Genomic DNA, 17,349 nt, shown 5'->3' on the forward strand with positions numbered 1-17,349 from the left:
TCGCAGACCGCACAACCTCTGCGAGAACACAACGAGCTCTGCGAGGTCGCCCAAACCGGCGTGCCGCCACCCACAGGTGGAGCTGAGAGTGCCATCCCGTCGACCTGGAATATCCCCACCACACGGCCGCCCGTGGGCGGCCCTCAACAAAACGGCAACACAACCGACGAAGCTCCGCCCACGGGCGGCCGTGTGGTATCCCCAAGGAGGTCGACGGGATGGCACGACCCGACCATCCCGGAGACTTGCCCGCCCGGCGAGGGCGCCCTCAAGAACGCAACCTTCAAGCCCGACAGAACCACCGCCGCGAGACCACCGCCACGAACCCACTCGACGAACCACGTCGAGAAACCCACCCCACCCACCGAAACGCGCGACTCACCCGCCGAAACGTGGGACTCGCCCGCCGAAACGTGGGACTCGCCCACTGGAACGTGGAACTCGCCGTGCCAGAAGTGTCGACTCGCCGTGCCAGAAGTGTCGACTCGCCGTGCTGGAGGTGTCGACTCACCGTGCTGCAACGCGCGACTCGCCCACCCGACTACCCCCGACACGTGCTCGGGCTCGCCCTGACTCGTGCTCGGGCTCACCCCGACTCGTGCACGGCCTGGCCCCGACTCGCTGGAGGTGTCGACTCGCCGTGCCAGAAGTGTCGACTCGCCGTGCTGCAACGCGCGACTCACCCACCCGGCTACCCCGACTCGTGCTCGGGCTCGCCCCGACTCGTGCACGGCCTCGCCCCGACTCGTGCACGGCCTCGCCCCGACTCGTGCACGGCCTGGCCCCGACTCGCTGGAGGTGTCGACTCGCCGTGTTGGAGGTGTCGACTCGCCGTCCAGCCTGGCTCGCGGACTGGGCGCGCCTGCTTTCGCGGATCGATCGTGTGGCCCGCGGTGCAGCACTTGCCGCCGGGGTCGGGAGGGGGCGAGCAGGAGGGCCGCCGCGATGCCGATGAGCGCCGCGCGGCTTCAGTTGCTGCCATCCGGCAGGCGTGCCAGGGCTTCGAGCAGCGCCTGCTCGGCATCCGCGCGGCCGGCTGCGCACCCCGTCACGTCGTGTGCGGCGATCGCGGCGCGGCTGTGTTCGGCGGCAGCGTCGATCAGACCGGTTGCCAGCTCGGCCCGGGCCAGTGCTGTCATGGCCTGCCCGATGAGCAGGGTGTAGCTCCCGCGGCGGGCGAGCTCGACGGCTTCGAAGGCGTACTCCACGGCGCTGGTGCCGTTTCCCGTGTGCCGGTGGACGGTGGACAAGCCGATCATCGTCTGGGCCTGGGCGTACGGGTTGTTGGTCGACACCGCCATCCCCAGCGCCGCGTCGAGCTGGGCCAGCGCCGCCGGGTACCGCCCGCTCTTCAGGTGGATGGACCCGATCGTCTCGGTCGCTTGGGCCTGGACGCGGGGTAGGTCGTTCCGGCAGGCGAGTTCGAGCGCCTGGTGCGCGAGCCGCAGCGCCTCATCGAGCCGCCCGGTGTCTCGGTGGACCTCCGCTTGGCAACGGAGGTTGTATGCCTCCCGGCCCCGGTCGGCGAGCTCGTTGTGGACGGTGCGCGCTTCGTTCAGGTAGTGCAGCGCTTCGTCCGGCCGCCCCAGCTCATTCAGCACGTCGCCGAGCCCGGTCATGACCTGCGCCGCGGGTGTTGACGAGCCGAGGGCGCGGTGCACGGCCAGCGCCTTCTCGTAGTGCGCGGCAGCTTCGGCCAGCCGGCCGAGTTCGTGGTGCGTCGTGGCGATCAGCTCGATCAGGGCGGCGCGCCCGGCTTCGTGACCGGGCGGCGCCAGCGCCAGCGCCATCTGGAACTGCGCGACGGCTTCGGTAGGGCGTCCGGAGAGCCGCCGGAGGTTGCCGATCGCGCGATGCGCCGAAGCCTCGCCTGCGGTCCACCGCGCGGAACGGGCGAGCTCCAGGGCTCGCTCGCCGTGGTGCGTGGCCTGGTCGTAGCGGTGCTGGGCGGCGAACGCCCCGGCCAGACCGAGGTGGGAGCCGGCCTGCGCCGCGGAATCGGACCCGGCTTCCGCTGCCGAGAGCGCCGCACCGGCGATGACGTGCCACGGGCCGGTGGTTCCTCGAAGTTGGAAGTAGCCGCGCAAGGCGTCGGCGAGCAACCAGGCCGCGGAGCGTGGGCCTGTGTCGGCGGCGACGAGGACAGCGGCCTGCAGCGCGGGCAGCTCGGTGTCGACCCACTCCAACGCGTCACGATGATCGGCGAACCGGTTCCGCTCGGTCCCGTCCCGCTCGGTCTTGTCTCGCGGGGCCAGTCGCAATGCGCCGGGGTAGAGCAGCGCCGCCGCGTCGTCGAGCACGTCGAGGTAGCCGGCGAGCAGCCGCTCCCACGCAGTCGCGCGCTCGGCATCGGTGTCCTCGCGGATCGAACGTTCGACGGCGTAGAGGCGCAGCAGGTCGGGTTGGACGAACCGGTCGGCGCCGGTCTGCTCCATGAGGTGCGCAGCCGTCAACACTTCGAGGAGTTCCTCGGTCTCGTCGCCCGCGCCGAGCAGCGCATCCGCGGCGGCCGTCGTGACCTCGCGGGCGGGGGCCAGCGCCACGAGCCGGAAGAGCCGCTGCGCCGGGGCGGGCAGAGCACGGTAGGACAGGTCGAACGCGGTCCGGACCGCCATGTCGGGATCGGGGCTGGCCGAGAGGGCCGCGAGGCGATCGGTGCGGCGCAGGAGCTGCACGTAGGTGCCGAGGGGGCAACCGCCTGGTCGGTCGGCGAGGTTCGCGGCCGCGATCCGCAACGCCAGCGGGAGGTGACCGCAGAGCTCGGCGAGCTCGACGGCTGCGCTTTGCTCTGCGCGGGTCATCGCGGATCCCAGCACCCGCGACAGCAGCTCGTGCGACTCGTCGGGCGCCAGCGGGAGCAGCCTCCGCTGGTGCGCGCCCGTCCGGGCGACGAGTGCCCGCTGCGACGTGCGGCTGGTGACGAGCACGAAGCAGCCGGGTGCGCCGGGCATGAGCGACAGCACCTGGCCGGCATGCCGGACGTCGTCGAGGACGATGAGGGTTCGCGTGTCCGCCAGCACTGAGCGGAGCAGAGCGGCGGCCTCGGCGGGGTCGGACGGAACCCGGTCCGGCGCGACGCCGAGAGCACGCAGCAGGTAGGCGAGCGCGTCCGTTGTCGAGACCGGCGCCGAGGTGGAGTAGCTCGCCAGGTTCACGTAGAGCTGCCCGTCGGGGAAATGGCGCCGCGATCGGTGGCTCCAGTGCAGGGCGAGCGCGGTCTTCCCGACCCCGGGGGCACCGACGAGGACGGCGGTGCGCGGGGCAGCGCCGGAAAGGTCGAGCGCGCGCTCCAGGAGGGCGTCGAGCGCCGAGATGTGCGGCTCGCGGCCGGTGAAGTCGATGACGTCGGCGGGGAGCTGAGCAGGAACGGGCCGGCCGCGTGCCACGGGCTCGGGATGCGTGGTGGAGTTGCGGTCCGACCAGTACCCGTGCCGACCGATGGCTTCGAAATCGGCGAGCTCCGCGCCGGTGATCCCGAGGCCCTCGGCGAGTTGTCGGAGCGAATCGGGCCGTGGCGACCGGATCCGGCCGCTTTCGAGATTGCGAATGGTGCGCACGCTCACCGCTGCGCGTTCGGCCAGCTGTTCCTGGGTCAGCCTGGCTCCGGTGCGCAGGCGTTGCAGGAACACCCCGAAGTCTTCGACAGTCGAGGAGCAAACCAGTCGCCCGTCGAGCGAGTCAAGGATCCACCTGGGACGTCAGCGGCCTGACAGGCGGCCGACAGCAGGCCGACCCGACCCGCCCGCGAGGGCAGCAAAGCCACTTTCCGGCCCTCCCCGTGCCCGAGTGAGCTGCGCGAGCGGCACTCCCTGGCGCGCGGTCCGACGTCAGGGCATGATCTCGCGCAACCAGTCGAGCTGGCGGCGGGCGTGCACGGCGTCCCCGCCCTCGTGCCCGTTGAAGGGGTAGACCTCGATCGTCTTGTTCCCGGCGCCGTAGTGGTTGTAGGCCGCGAACACCGTGGAGGGCGGGCAGATCATGTCCCGGAGCCCGACGGCGAAGTGCGCGGGTGCGACGGCGCGGCGCGCGAAGGCGACGCCGTCGACGTAGGAGAGCGTGCGCAGCACCGTGTCCAGGGCATCCCGGTGGACGGAGAGGTACTGCACGAGCTCCTGCCACGGCCCGTCCTCGGTGATCTCCAGCGCCCGCTCGACGTGGCAGAGGAACGGGACGCCGGCCAGCACGGCTCGCACGTCCTGGACGAGCGCCCCGGCAGCGATGGCCAGGTAGCCGCCCTGGCTGTTGCCCGCGACGGCGACGCGTCGGTGGTCGACGCCGGGAAGTGCGCGTGCCGCGTCGACGGCCCGCACGGCGTCGGTGACGAGCCGCCGGTAGTAGTGCTGGGTCGGGTCGAGGATCCCGCGCGTCACGAATCCCGGCGCCGCGGGGTCGGAGCCGACGGGGTCCGGGGTGTGGCCGCCGGTGCCGTACTGGCCGCCTTGCCCGCGGCTGTCCATCAGCAGGTGGGCGTAGCCGGCCGCCGCCCAGGTCAGGCGCTCGTGCGGTAGCCCGCGGCCGCGCCCGTACCCGATGTACTCGACGACGGCGGGCAGGGCTTCGCCGGCGCCGGCGGGGCGGGTGTACCAGGCCTTGACGGGATGGCCGTCGAAGCCCGCGAACGTGACGTCCCAGGTGTCGACGATCGTGAGCCCGTTGTCGGTCGGCCGGACGTCGAGCAACGCCGGTGCGGTCCGGGAGCCGGCGATCGTCGCGGCCCACGTCGTGTCGAAGTCGGCGGGTTCGGCGACGTCGGGGAGGTAGGTGCGCAGCTGGTCGAGCGGGAGGTCGAACTGCGCCATCAGCGGTCCTTCGGCTCGGGCGGCGGTGCGGTGCTCTCGCGGACGACGAGCTCGGTGGCGAGCTCGACCCGGCGCAGCGGTGGGTCCTCGCCCCGCGCGAGTTCCAGCAGCATGGTCGTGGCGGTCGTGGCCATGTCGAGCAACGGCTGGTTGACGGTGGTGAGCGCGGGCCCGACCCACCGGGCCAGCGGCAGGTCGTCGTACCCGACGACGGACAGGTCGTGCGGGACCTCCAGCCCGAGCTCGCGCGCGGCGCGCAGCACGCCGAGCGCCTGCATGTCCGAGCCGGCGAAGATCGCCGTGGGCGGGTCGGGCAGCGACAGCATCTGCATGCCGTGCTCGTAGCCGCCGTCGACGTAGAAGTCGCCGTGGCGCACGAGCGCCGGGTCGACGGTGAGGCCGGCTTCCTCGTGCGCGCTGCGGAAGCCGTCGATGCGCGCGCGGGAGCAGAGGACGTCCGCCGGGCCGGAGATGACCGCGATGCGGCGGTGGCCCAGCTCGACCAGGTGGCGGGTGGCGGCGAGCCCGCCGCTCCAGTTGTTGGAGCCGACGGTGGGGACGCCGGTCGGCGGCTCGCCCGCGGTGTCGAACACGACGAACGGGATGGAGCGGCTCTCGAGCTGGTGGCGTTGGGCCTGGCCGAGGTTCGACAGGACGAGGATGACGCCGAGCGGCCGCCGGGCGAGCACCGCGTCGAGCCAGGCCTGCTGCGGACGGTGCTCGCCGCCGAGCTCGGACAGCACGACGCCGACCCCGGCCACGCGGGCGGCCGCCTCGACCCCGCGGATGATCTCGATGCACCACGCGGAGTCCAGCTCGTGGAAGGCCAGGTCGATGAGCGGCGGCCCGGCCGTGGTCGGGCCGCGGTTGCGCCGCTTGTACCGGTGCCGCTCCAGCGCCTCCTCGATCTTCGCCCGGGTGGCCGGGGCGACGTCGGCGCGGCCGTTGAGGACCTTCGAGACGGTGGGGATCGACACGCCGAGTTCAGCCGCGATCGAGGCGATCGTCGCCGAGCCGCGCTGCAGGTCCTGCTCCGTGGACGACATGCGCTCGCTGCTCCTGGTCCTCGATCGGAGCCGCCGTGGCTCCGCAACTATCGGCGGCAACATAGCAGCCCGGCAGCGGCTCCACCGCAACATTCGTCGAGACCATGCCGGCGAGTCTTGACGCTTCCGCGATGTTATCGCTAACTTCTGGCCTCTCAGTATCGGCCAAATCGCCGATAGTTTCGGAGCCGAAACGAGGTCGTCCATGTCCGTGCAGGCCGGCGACCAGCCCGCGAGCGAGGGGCGTCCGGCCTGGCGCGACCCCCGCCGCTCGCCGGCGGAGCGCGCCGCGGACCTCGCCGCCCGCATGACGATCGAGGAGAAGCTGGCCCAGCTCGTCGGCGTGTGGGTCGGGGCGGACGCCTCCGGTGGCGGGGTGGCGCCGCACCAGTCGGACCTCGCCGGCGAGACGGTCGAGTGGGCGGAGGTCATCCGCCACGGGCTCGGCCAGCTCACCCGCCCGTTCGGGACGGCGCCGGTCGAGCCGGTCGCCGGTGCGCTGTCGCTGGCGCGGTCCCAGGCCGAGATCGTGGCGGCGAGCCGCTTCGCGATCCCGGCGCTCGTGCACGAGGAGTGCCTCGCCGGCTTCGCCGCCTGGCGGGCCACCGTCTACCCCGTCCCGCTGTCGTGGGGAGCGTCGTTCGACCCGCAGCTGATCGAGGAGATGGCCGGGCGCATCGGCGCGTCGATGCGCGCCGCCGGTGTCCACCAGGGCCTGGCGCCCGTCCTGGACGTGGCCCGCGACCACCGGTGGGGCCGCACGGAGGAGACGATCTCCGAGGATCCCTACCTCGTCGCCACCATCGGCGCCTCCTACGTCCGCGGCCTCGAGGATGCCGGCGTCGTCGCGACGCTCAAGCACTTCGCCGGCTACTCGGCATCCCGGGCCGGCCGCAACCTCGCCCCGGTGTCCATGGGCGCGCGCGAGCTGGCCGACGTGGTCCTCCCGCCGTTCGAGGCCGCGCTGCGCCTGGGCGGTGCCCGGTCGGTCATGCACTCGTACGCGGACGTCGACGGTGTGCCACCGGCCGCGGACCCGCGGCTGCTGACCGACCTCCTGCGGGACCGGTGGGGGTTCGAGGGCACGGTCGTCGCCGACTACTTCGGGGTGCGCTTCCTGGAGACGTTGCACGGTGTCGCGGAGAGCGCCGGCCGCGCCGCCGCCCTCGCGCTCGCCGCGGGTGTCGACGTGGAGCTGCCCACCGTCGACACCTTTGGGGCCCCGCTGCTGGCGGCGGTGCACGCAGGCGAGGTGGACGAGGCGCTGGTCGACCGCGCGCTGCTCCGCGTACTGCGGCAGAAGGCGGAACTGGGTCTGCTCGACGAGGGTTGGAGCGCCGAGCCCACGGGCGGCCCCGATCTGGTGCTCGACGACGCCGGTAGCCGCGATCTCGCGCTGCGCCTGGCCCGCGAGTCGGTGGTGCTGCTGAGCAACCCGCGTGCGGTGCTCCCGCTCGCGCCGGGCGCCCGCATCGCGCTGGTGGGGCCGCTCGCGGACGACCCGATGGCGATGCTGGGCTGCTACTCGTTCCCCGCCCACGTCGGCACCCAGCACCCCGAGGTGCCGATCGGGATCGACATCCCGTCGGTCCGCGCCGCGCTGGACGTCGCCGCGCCCGGCGCGACGATCGTGCACGCCCGCGGCTGCGACGTGACCGATCCGGACCGCTCCGGGATCGCGGAGGCCGTCGCGGCGGCGCGCGCCGCGCAGGTGTGCGTCGTCGTGGTCGGTGACCGGGCAGGGCTGTTCGGGCGCGGTACGTCGGGGGAGGGCTGCGACGCCACCGACCTCACCCTGCCCGGTGTCCAGGCCGACCTGCTGCGTGCGGTGCTCGCGACCGGGACACCGGTGGTCGTGGTGCTGCTGACCGGTCGCCCGTACGCGCTGGGGGAGTACGTCGACGACGCCGCGGCGATCGTGCAGGCCTTCTTCCCCGGCCAGCGCGGCGGGCAGGCGGTGGCGGAGGTGCTGACCGGGGCGGTGTCGCCATCGGGCCGGCTGCCGGTGAGCGTGCCGCGCGACCCGGGTGGCCAGCCCGGCACGTACCTGTCCGCGCCGCTCGGGCTGCGGTCCGGGGTGTCGAACGTGGATCCGACGCCGGCGTTCCCGTTCGGCCACGGCCTGGGCTACGCGCAGTTCACGTGGGAGGACGCCCAGCTGCAGGGTGGTTCTCCGGAGGGCGGCACCGGCACGTGGGCCGTCGACGGGGACGTCCGCGTCGAGGTGACGGTCCGCAACACCGGTGCCGTTGCCGGCGCCGACGTCGTGCAGCTCTACCTGCACGACCCGGTCGCGCAGGTGACGCGCCCGGTGGTGCGGCTCGTCGGGTACGCGCGGGTGGCGCTCGACCCGGGGGAGCGTGCCCGGGTGCGGTTCACCGTGCCGGCCGACCTGGCCGCGTTCACCGGGGTGGGCGGCGGGATGGTCGTCGAGCCCGGGGAGGTCGAGCTGCGGATCTCCCGCTCCAGCGCGGACGTCCACGCGGCGCTGCGGCTGCGGATGGTCGGCGCGCTGCGTGCGGTCGGCCACGACCGGCAGCTGGTCAGCGCCGCCGAGGTGACGGTCGTCGACCGCGGGCCGGCGGCGGTGGGTGTCGCATGAGGGCGGTTCGCGAGCCGTGGCGGCGCACGCTGCGCCGGGACTGGCAGCTCTACTCGCTGGCGTTGCTGCCGCTGGTGTTCCTGCTGGTCTTCAGGTACGTGCCGATGCTGGGCAACGTCATCGCGTTCCGCCGCTTCGAGCCGGGCGGCTCCATCTTCGGCGAGGCCTGGGTGGGGCTGCGCTACGTCACGATGTTCCTCGGCGACCCCACGTTCTGGCAGGTCTTCACCAACACCTTCGTCATCGGGGCGTTGACGCTGCTGTTCTGCTTCCCGCTGCCCGTCGTGCTCGCGCTGCTGCTCAACGAGGTCCGCACCCGCTACTTCCAGCGATTCGTGCAGACCGTCTCCTACCTGCCGCACTTCCTGTCCATCGTGATCGTCGCCGGCATGCTGATGCAGCTGCTCTCCGTCGAGGGGACGGTCAACCAGATCGTCCGGGCCGTCGGTGGTGAGGCGATCCCGTTCCTGCAGCGCCCGGAGTGGTTCCGCACCGTCTACGTCTCCTCGGAGGTGTGGCAGACCGTCGGCTGGGGCACGATCCTCTACCTCGCCGCGCTCACCACCATCGACGAGAACCTCTACGAGGCCGCCCGGATCGACGGGGCGAACCGGTGGCGCCAGACGTGGCACGTGACGCTGCCCGGCATCCGGCCGACGATGGTGACGTTGCTGATCCTCAACGTCGGCACGTTCATGGCGGTCGGGTTCGAGAAGGTGCTGCTGCTCTACAACCCGCTGACCTACCCGACGGCCGACGTCCTCTCGACCTACCTCTACCGGGTCGGGCTGGAGTCGAACAACTTCAGCTACGCCGCGGCGATCGGGCTGTTCGAGGCGGTCATCGGGCTGACGCTGATCCTGGGTGCCAACGCGATCTCGCGCCGCACGGTGGGGGCGAGCCTGTGGTGACGGGGAGCGTGCTGAAGCGGCCGGTCGAGCTGCGCCCGCGGCTGGCCGGGATCCGGGAGTCGCGCGGCCGCCGGGTGTTCCAGGTGGTCAACGTCGTGGTGCTGCTGTGCGTGGTCGCCGTGACGCTCTACCCGTTCGTCACGATCATCGCGCAGTCGTTCAGCGACGACTCCTACATCCGCAGCGGCCAGGTCAACCTGGTGCCGAGGGGCTTCAACACCACCACCTACGAGCTGGTGATGTCGGACGCCCTGTTCTGGCGCAACTACCAGAACACCGTCGTCTACACGGTGGTGGCGACGGCGATCGCGATCGTGCTGACCACCTGCTACGCCTACGTGCTGTCCAAGCGCGAGCTGCGCGGCCGCACGGCCCTGATCGGCATCGCCGTGTTCACGATGTTCTTCAACGGCGGGCTCATCCCGAACTACGTGCTCATCACGAGCCTCGGCATGAAGAACACGATCTGGGCGATCGTGCTGCCCAACGCGATATCGGTGTTCAACCTGCTGGTGATGAAGTCGTTCTTCGAGAACATGCCGCCGGAGCTGGAAGAGGCCGCAAAGATCGACGGGCTGTCGACCTACGGGATCCTCTGGCGGATCGTGCTGCCGCTGTCGAAGGCCGTGGTGGCGACGATGACGCTGTTCTACGCGGTCAGCTTCTGGAACTCGTGGTTCGCCGGCTTCCTCTACATGGACCGCGCCGAGCTGTTCCCCGTCACGGTCTACCTGCGCAACCTCATCGTCGGCGCCGCGAACGCCAGCTCGACGGGCAGCAGCGCAGGCGACCTCGCGCAGGTGTCGGCGAGCATCCAGTCGGTGACGATCGTGCTCACGGTCCTGCCGATCCTCGCGGTCTACCCGTTCGTCCAACGCTTCTTCGTGTCGGGCGTGATGCTCGGCTCCGTCAAGCAGTAACCGTCCACGGCAGAACCGTCCACAAGGGAACAGGTCAATGGTGACTCGTACTGGGAAGGTCGCAGCAACAGCGATCATGGCAGCCGCTGCGCTGGTGCTCGGGGCGTGCGGCGGCGGGGGCGGGACCGAGGCCGGCCCGGCCGACCTGACGGGCAAGGACGTCGGCGCGATGCCGGGCTACGCGGCAGGTCAGCAGTTCCGGGCCACCGAGCCGGTGAAGTTCTCCATCCTCTACAGCGACCACGAGGCCTACTCGATCAAGGACGACTGGTTGCTGTGGAAGGAGCTCGCCGCGCGCACGAACGTCCAATTCGATCCGGTGGTCGTGCCGCGCAGCGGCTATGAGCAGAAGCGCAGCCTGGTGATCGGCGCGGGGGACGCCCCGATGATCATCCCGAAGACCTACCCCGGCCAGGAGGACGCCTACGTCGCCTCCGGCGCGATCCTGCCCGTGAGCGACTACCTGCACCTCATGCCCAACCTGCAGGCGAAGGTCGAGAAGTGGGGCCTCGCCGGGCACCTCGACACGTTGCGGCAGGCGGACGGGCGCTTCTACCTGCTGCCCGGCGTGCACGAGAAGGTCTGGCAGGACTACACGCTCGCGATGCGCACCGACGTCCTCGCGCAGCTCGGCCTGCGTCCGCCGACGACGTGGGCGGAGCTGCGTGACGTCCTCGCGGCGATCAAGGCGAAGTACCCCGACTCCTACCCGCTGTCCGACCGGGAGAAGGGCCGGAGCCTGCTCGAGATCCTCGCCATGACCTACGGGACGAAGGGCGGCACCAACTGGGGCTACGAGAACGCGACCTGGGACGCCAAGGCCAACAGGTTCGTCTTCACCGGAGCGATGCCCGAGTACAAGGCGATGATCGAGTATCTGCACGGGCTCGTCGTGGACGGGCTGCTGGACCCGGAGAGCTTCACCCAGGACAACGACACCGCCATCCAGAAGCTCGCGACCGGGCGCTCGTTCGCGATCAGCACGAATGCGCAGATGATCGTCAACGACTACCGGCCTGCGCTGGAGAACGTGCCCGGTGCGACCGTCTCGAAGATCACCGTCCCGGCCGGTCCGGCGGGCAACGTGATCACCTCCGAGTCACAGCTCGAGAACGGCATCATGATCAACGCGGACGCCGTGCAAAGCCCGAACTTCGTCGCGATGATGCAGTTCATCGACTGGCTCTGGTACTCCGACGCCGGCCAGGAGCTCGCCAAGTGGGGCGTCGAGGGCACGACGTTCACGAAGGGCCCGGACGGCAAGCGGGCGCTGGCTCCCGGCATCACCGGCATCCTGCAGCTGCAGAAGGAGTACGGGTTCTCCGGCGGCGTGTTCGCCTACGGCGGGACGACCGAGCTGCTGCAGTCGACGTTCTCCCCGGAGGAGCTGGAGTTCCAGGGCCTGATGGCGCAGAAGGACGTGCTGCCGCTGCCGCCGCCCTACCCGTTCACCGAGGCGGAGCGCGAGCAGGCGACGCTGTGGGAGTCGGGCCTCAAGGACCACACCGAGCAGGCGACGCTGCAGTTCATCCTGGGTCAGCGGGACCTGTCCCAATGGGACGCCTACGTCACCGAGCTGGGCGGCAAGGGGATGACGTCGTACGTGGATCTCGTCAACTCCGCCCACGAGCGGTTCGCGTCCGGGAACCGCTGACCCGGTGGTTCGGGTGTCGGCCTCGCCGCGCAGTCTGCGGGAACCCGGTGACGGGGTGCTCGCCCGTGGCGCCGCGGCCGTCTACCAGGTCCTGGTCCTGGAGCTGCTGCTGCTGGTCACCGCGTCGCCAGGGCTGGTGCTGCTGGTGCTGCTCGTGCCCGACACCTCCAACGCGCCGCTCGTGGCGCTCGCGCTGCTGCCGGTGGGGCCGGCGCTCTCGGCGACCCTGTTCGCCTGGCGCGCCTGCCCGACCGGCGGTGATCTCCAGCCGGCGCGGCACTTCCGGCGCGGCTACCGGGCCAACGTCGTCGACGTGCTGCGGTGGTGGGCGCCCGCGCTCTGCCTGATGGCGGTGCTGGTGACGAACCTCGCGCACCTGGAGCTCGCCGTCGCGCCCGCGGTGCCGCGCGCCGTGGTGGGGACGCTGCTCGTGGTCCTGCTGGTCGCGACGGTGCTGTGGTCGGCGCACGTGCTCGTGCTGACCTCGCTGTTCACCCTGCGGACCCGGGACGCCGCGCTGCTGGGCCTGCACCACCTCGGGCGGGCGCGCACGACGCTCGGTGCGGCGTCGCTGCTGGTGCTCGCCGCCGGCACGGTCCTCGTCACGTCCGACTGGGTGCTGGCCCTGCTCGGATCGCTGTTCGCGCTGGTGCTGCTGCACAACGCCCGACCGATGATCGCCGATGTCGAGGAGAACCACACCGCATGACGACCGCCGGTCGCAAGATCCTCTTCGGTGGGGACCACAACCCCGAGCAGTGGCCACGCCCGGTCTGGGACGAGGACCTCGCCGCGTTCGAGCTGGCGCGCATCGACACGGTGACGCTCGGCGTCTTCGACTGGGCGCTGCTGCAGCCCGACGAGGACACGTACGACTTCACGCTGCTCGACGAGATCGTGGAGACCGTGTCGGCGGCCGGCATGAAGATCATCATGGCGACGGCGACCGGTGCGCTGCCGCCGTGGCTCGCGCACCGCCACCCCGAGGTCAACCGGACCGACTTCGAGGGCCGGCGGCACGTCTACGGGCAGCGCCACAACGCGTGCCCCAGCTCGCCGGTGTTCCGCAGGCTCTCCGCGGCGCTCGCCGACCGGGTCGCCGGCCACTACGCGGGGCACCCGGCGCTGGTCGCGTGGCACGTCGGCAACGAGTACGGCGGCGCCTGCTACTGCGGCTCGTGCACGGTCGCGTTCCAGCACTGGCTGCGCAGGCGCTACGGCTCGCTGGACGTCCTCAACGACGCGTGGAACGCCACCTTCTGGTCGCACACCTTCACGGACTGGGCGCAGATCGTCGCGCCGAACGCGCTCAGCGAGCACTGGCGCGGCCCCGACCACACCGCGTTCCAGGGGATCACGCTGGACTACTTGCGGTTCACCTCCGACGCGATGCTCACCAACTTCCTCGACGAGAAGGCGGCGATCCGCGCACACGACACCGCGGTGCCGGTCACCACGAACTTCATGGGGATGTACCGGCCGATCGACTACCACCGCTGGGCCGAGCACCTCGACGTCGCGTCGTGGGACAACTACCCGCCGGACGACCGCGCGCACGCCCGCATGGCGCTGACCCACGACCTGATGCGCGGGTTGAAGGGCGGTGCCCCGTTCTGGCTGATGGAGCAGACGCCGACGGTGACCGCGAGCCGCGACGTGAACCCGCTGAAGCGGCCGGGGGTCATGCGGCTGTGGTCGTGGCAGGCGGTGGCACACGGCGCCGATGCGGTGCTGTTCTTCCAGATGCGCCAGTCGCGCGGCGCGTGCGAGAAGTACCACGGCGCCGTGCTCGACCACGCCGGGCGCACCGACACGCGCAGCTTCCGGGAGGTCGCGACGCTCGGCGCCGAGCTGGAGCGGCTCGGCGACGCCGTGCTCGGCGCCCGCACCCCCGCGCGCGCTGCGCTGCTGTTCGACTGGGACAGCTGGTGGGCCGTGGAGATCTCCGACGGGCCCAACCGGCACGTGCGCTACCAGCAGGTCGTCATGGCCTACCACCGCGCGCTGTGGCAGGCGGGCGCTCAGCTCGACGTGGTGCCGGTGACGGCCGATCTGAGCCCGTACGACGTCGTCGTCGCGCCGCTGCTGCACATGGTCAAGGGTGATCTGGCACAGCGGCTGGAGGCGGTTGCGGCCCGCGGCGGATCGGTGCTCGCGACGTTCCTTTCCGGGCGGGTCGACGAGTCCGACAACGCGTTCCTCGCCGACGTCCCCGGACCGCTGGCCGCGCTGTTCGGCGTGCGAGTGGAGGAGACCGACGCGCAACCCCCGGAGGTCACCAACCCGGTCCGGCTGCTCGGGCCGGGCAGCAACCACGACACCGGCATCGTGTCGGATGCCCGCCTGGTGTTCGAGCTGGTGGTGCCCGACGGCGCCGAGGTCGTCGGCACCTACGGCGCGGACTTCTACGCCGGCACCCCCGCGGTGACGCGGCGCCGGACGGGCTCCGGTGGCGATGCCTGGTACGTGGCCACGGCGCTCGACGACGCCGGGGTGGCCTGGGTGGTGCGCAGAGTGCTGGACCGCCACGGGCTCACCGGGCCGTACGCGGACGTCGAGGACCTGGAGCTGGCGGTGCGGGAGCGCGAGGGGACGCGCACCGCGTTCGTCCTGCACCACGGCCGCAAGCCGGTGGAGGTGGCGGCGCACGCTTCCGGGACCGATCTGCTCACCGGCCGCCGGGTCGAGCTCGGCGAGCTGCTGCGCCTCGACCCGACGGACGTGCTGGTGCTGCGCGAGGACCCGGCGTGACGGCGGTCCACCCCGCCTGGCTGCCCGACGACCTGCTCGCACCGCTCGGCTCCCGGCGCGTACGGGTGCTCGGTGCGGGCCTGCTCGTGGAGACGGTGCGGGCCGAGATCCGGCGGGCGGTCGCGCTGCACGGCGGGCAGCTCGTCGACGATCCGGGGTCTGCGGACGTAGTGCTCGCCGCCACCGATGACGACTCCGCTGACGGGGTCGAGGAGTACGTGGTGTCGCGGAGCGGCGGGGTCACGACCGTCTCCGGCGCGGGCGCGGGCCTGCTGCACGGCCTGTTCCACCTGGTGCGGCTGGGGGAGGCGGCGTTCGGACCGGACCGCCCCACCGAGCGGCACGCCCCGGCGTACCCGCTGCGGATGCTCGACCACTGGGACAACGTCGACGTGCACCCGGTGATGGGGCAGGTGGAGCGGGGGTACTCGGGCGGCTCGATCTTCTACGCCGACGGGCGGGTGCGGGCGGACCTCTCGCGCGTCGCGGAGTACGGGCGGCTGCTGGCGGCGGTCGGGATCAACCGGGTCGCGATCAACAACGTCAACGTGCACCGGCGCGAGGCGCGGCTGCTCACCGACGACCTCGCGGGCGTCGCGCGGATCGCCGACGTCCTGCGCCCGTGGGGGATCGGCGTGCACCTCTCGGTGAGCTTCAACTCGCCGGTGCTGCTCGGCGGGCTCGCGACCGCCGACCCGCTCGACCCCGGCGTCCAGGAGTGGTGGGCGCGCACGACCGCGCGCGTGTACGAGGCGGTCCCGGACTTCGGCGGGTACGTCGTGAAGGCCGACTCCGAGGGCCGGCCGGGCCCGTTCGCGTACGGCCGCGACCACGCCGACGGGGCGAACCTGCTGGCCCGCGCGGTCGCGCCGTTCGGCGGGACGGTGCACTGGCGCGCGTTCGTCTACGACCACCGCCAGGACTGGCGCGACCGCTCCACCGACCGGGCCCGCGCCGCCTACGACCACTTCGTCCCGCTGGACGGCCGGTTCGACGACAACGTCGTGCTGCAGGTGAAGCACGGCCCGATGGACTTCCAGGTGCGCGAGCCGCTCTCCCCGGTGCTCGCGGCGATGCCCCGCACGCACTTGGCGGTGGAGCTGCAGGTCACGCAGGAGTACACGGGCCAGCAGCGGCACGTGTGCTATCTCGGGCCGGCGTGGAGCGAGCTGCTCGGCTTCCGGCTGCGCGGCCCCGGCGGTGCCACGGTCGCGGAGGACGTCGGCGGGGTGGTCGCGGTGTCGAACGTCGGCGACGACCGGTTCTGGACGGGGCACCCGCTCGCGCAGGCGAACCTCTACGCGCTCGGCCGCATGGCGTGGGACCCGGCGTCGGATCCGGCGACCGTGCTCGACGAGTGGATCGCGATGACCTTCCCGGGGGCGGCGCCGGGGATCGGCGCCACCCTGCACCGGATCATGGACGGCTCGTGGCGCACCTACGAGGACTACACCGCGCCGTTGGGCGTCGGCTTCATGGTCCGGCCAGGGCACCACTACGGGCCCGACGTCGACGGCTACGAGTACACGCCGTGGGGGACCTACCACTTCGCCGACCGCGACGGCGTGGGCGTCGACCGCAGCGTCGCCACCGGCACCGGGTTCGCCGGCCAGTACCCGCCGCACTGGGCCGCCGTCTACGGGTCGGTGACCAGGTGTCCCGACGAGCTGCTGCTGTTCTTCCACCACGTGCCGTACACGCACGTGCTCCGCAGCGGGTCGACCGTGATCCAGCACGTCTACGACACCCACGTCGAGGGGGTCGAGGAGGTCGAGCGGATGGTGGCGGCCTGGGCGGGGACGGAAGGCGCCGTGCCCGACGACGTGTTCGTCGAGGTTCGTGAACGCCTCGCCGAGCAGCTGCGCTCCGCGCGCGAGTGGCGCGACCAGCTGTGTGCCTACTTCTTCCGCAAGTCCGGCATCCCTGATGCCAAGGGGCGGGTCGCTGTGCGCTGACCTGCGGGAACGCCCCAGGCCTCGGCCACCCGCTCCGGGGTGAGCACCTCCGCAGGGGCGCCTTCGGCGAGCACCGTGCCCCGGTGCAGAAGCAAGCAGTGGTCGGCGTGCTCGGCGACGCCGAGGTCGTGGGTCACGCGCAGCACGGTGACCCCGCGTGCGCCGGCGGTCCGCAGGGCGTCGTCGATGCTGCGGCGGGCCTGCAGGTCGAGGCCGGCCGCGGGCTCGTCGAGCAGGAGCAGGTCGGCGTCCTGGGCCAGGCCCTGCGCGACGAGGACGCGCTGGCGCTGCCCGCCGGACAGGGCGCCAAGCTGGGCACGGGCGAGGTGCTGGATGCCGAGCTGGGCCATGCGGTCGTCGACGACGGCCCGGTCGCATGCGGTGAGCCTGCGCCAGGGTCCGCGGTGGGCCCACCGGCCCATCGCGACGACGTTCCGGACGGTGATCGGGAGCGCGGCCGGGGCGTCGCTGCGCTGCGCGACGTACGCGGGCCGCCCCGACCCGGTGCGGTCGACGCGGCCGGAGATCAGCGGGCGGACCCCGGCGATCACGTCGAGCAGCGTCGACTTCCCCGCGCCGTTGGCCCCGACGACGGCGGTGATCCGCGATGCCGGGATCCGGGCGCTCACCCCGCACAGCGCCAGGTGGCGGGCGTAGCCGGCCGTGAGTTCGTGGATCACCACGGCGTCGGGCGTGTCGACCATCACTGAA

The 17,349-nt window shown here is 72.1% G+C and carries 11 protein-coding genes; 7 read left to right on the plus strand and 4 right to left on the minus strand.

Annotated elements, in window-relative coordinates:
* Window positions 1-968: 968 nt before the first annotated feature.
* The 3 genes from LL648_RS38720 to LL648_RS38730 all read right to left on the minus strand — a co-directional run bounded on the left by LL648_RS38720 (window position 969) and on the right by LL648_RS38730 (window position 5,845).
* Window positions 969-3,629, minus strand: a complete 2,661-nt coding sequence (locus LL648_RS38720; RefSeq protein WP_232667939.1) for an ATP-binding protein — start codon at window positions 3,627-3,629, stop codon at window positions 969-971.
* Between the two features lie 198 nt (window positions 3,630-3,827).
* Window positions 3,828-4,799, minus strand: a complete 972-nt coding sequence (locus LL648_RS38725; protein ID WP_232667940.1) for an acetylxylan esterase — start codon at window positions 4,797-4,799, stop codon at window positions 3,828-3,830.
* Window positions 4,799-5,845 (minus strand): LacI family DNA-binding transcriptional regulator, encoded by a 1,047-nt coding sequence (locus LL648_RS38730; RefSeq protein WP_232667941.1) that lies wholly within the window; start codon window positions 5,843-5,845, stop codon window positions 4,799-4,801. Before LL648_RS38730 ends, LL648_RS38725 begins: the two co-directional genes overlap by 1 nt.
* A gap of 205 nt (window positions 5,846-6,050) precedes the next feature.
* On the opposite strand from LL648_RS38730, the gene LL648_RS38735 reads away from it, so the two are divergent.
* The 7 genes from LL648_RS38735 (at window position 6,051) to LL648_RS38765 (ending at window position 16,638) form a co-directional block, all read left to right on the plus strand.
* The gene (locus LL648_RS38735; RefSeq protein ID WP_232667942.1) at window positions 6,051-8,447 is read left to right on the plus strand and encodes a glycoside hydrolase family 3 N-terminal domain-containing protein; all 2,397 of its coding nucleotides are present in this window, start codon (window positions 6,051-6,053) and stop codon (window positions 8,445-8,447) included.
* Window positions 8,444-9,358: an ABC transporter permease gene (locus LL648_RS38740; RefSeq protein ID WP_232667943.1), complete on the plus strand. Its 915-nt coding sequence runs from the start codon at window positions 8,444-8,446 to the stop codon at window positions 9,356-9,358. Before LL648_RS38735 ends, LL648_RS38740 begins: the two co-directional genes overlap by 4 nt.
* Window positions 9,355-10,278, plus strand: coding sequence for a carbohydrate ABC transporter permease (locus LL648_RS46010; protein ID WP_232667944.1), 924 nt, complete (start codon window positions 9,355-9,357; stop codon window positions 10,276-10,278). Before LL648_RS38740 ends, LL648_RS46010 begins: the two co-directional genes overlap by 4 nt.
* A 76-nt stretch (window positions 10,279-10,354) precedes the next feature.
* Window positions 10,355-11,932 (plus strand): ABC transporter substrate-binding protein, encoded by a 1,578-nt coding sequence (locus LL648_RS38750; RefSeq protein WP_232667945.1) that lies wholly within the window; start codon window positions 10,355-10,357, stop codon window positions 11,930-11,932.
* 13 nt (window positions 11,933-11,945) lie between these two features.
* On the plus strand, window positions 11,946-12,641 hold the full coding sequence (locus LL648_RS38755) for a glycosyl transferase (RefSeq protein WP_232667946.1): 696 nt from the start codon (window positions 11,946-11,948) through the stop codon (window positions 12,639-12,641).
* Window positions 12,638-14,683 (plus strand): beta-galactosidase, encoded by a 2,046-nt coding sequence (locus LL648_RS38760; RefSeq protein WP_232667947.1) that lies wholly within the window; start codon window positions 12,638-12,640, stop codon window positions 14,681-14,683. Before LL648_RS38755 ends, LL648_RS38760 begins: the two co-directional genes overlap by 4 nt.
* Window positions 14,680-16,638, plus strand: a complete 1,959-nt coding sequence (locus tag LL648_RS38765; RefSeq protein ID WP_232667948.1) for an alpha-glucuronidase — start codon at window positions 14,680-14,682, stop codon at window positions 16,636-16,638. Before LL648_RS38760 ends, LL648_RS38765 begins: the two co-directional genes overlap by 4 nt.
* On the opposite strand, the gene aztA is transcribed toward LL648_RS38765, so the two are convergent.
* Complete coding sequence (gene aztA / locus LL648_RS38770; protein ID WP_232667949.1) at window positions 16,581-17,342, minus strand: zinc ABC transporter ATP-binding protein AztA; 762 nt, start codon at window positions 17,340-17,342, stop codon at window positions 16,581-16,583. The two genes, LL648_RS38765 and aztA, sit on opposite strands and share 58 nt — an antisense overlap.
* Window positions 17,343-17,349 lie beyond the last annotated feature (7 nt).

The sequence above is a fragment of the Pseudonocardia sp. TRM90224 genome, from assembly GCF_021245725.1.
In the GTDB taxonomy this organism is placed as follows: domain Bacteria; phylum Actinomycetota; class Actinomycetes; order Mycobacteriales; family Pseudonocardiaceae; genus Pseudonocardia.

What these genes read in the sequence shown, in the direction of transcription:
- LL648_RS38725 (WP_232667940.1), bottom strand. Translation starts at nt 4,799, where the DNA reads ATGGCGCAGTTCGACCTCCCGCTCGACCAGCTGCGCACCTACCTCCCC.
- LL648_RS38730 (WP_232667941.1), bottom strand. Translation starts at nt 5,845, where the DNA reads ATGTCGTCCACGGAGCAGGACCTGCAGCGCGGCTCGGCGACGATCGCC.
- LL648_RS38735 (WP_232667942.1), top strand. Translation starts at nt 6,051, where the DNA reads ATGTCCGTGCAGGCCGGCGACCAGCCCGCGAGCGAGGGGCGTCCGGCC.
- LL648_RS38740 (WP_232667943.1), top strand. Translation starts at nt 8,444, where the DNA reads ATGAGGGCGGTTCGCGAGCCGTGGCGGCGCACGCTGCGCCGGGACTGG.
- LL648_RS38750 (WP_232667945.1), top strand. Translation starts at nt 10,355, where the DNA reads ATGGCAGCCGCTGCGCTGGTGCTCGGGGCGTGCGGCGGCGGGGGCGGG.
- LL648_RS38760 (WP_232667947.1), top strand. Translation starts at nt 12,638, where the DNA reads ATGACGACCGCCGGTCGCAAGATCCTCTTCGGTGGGGACCACAACCCC.
- aztA (WP_232667949.1), bottom strand. Translation starts at nt 17,342, where the DNA reads ATGGTCGACACGCCCGACGCCGTGGTGATCCACGAACTCACGGCCGGC.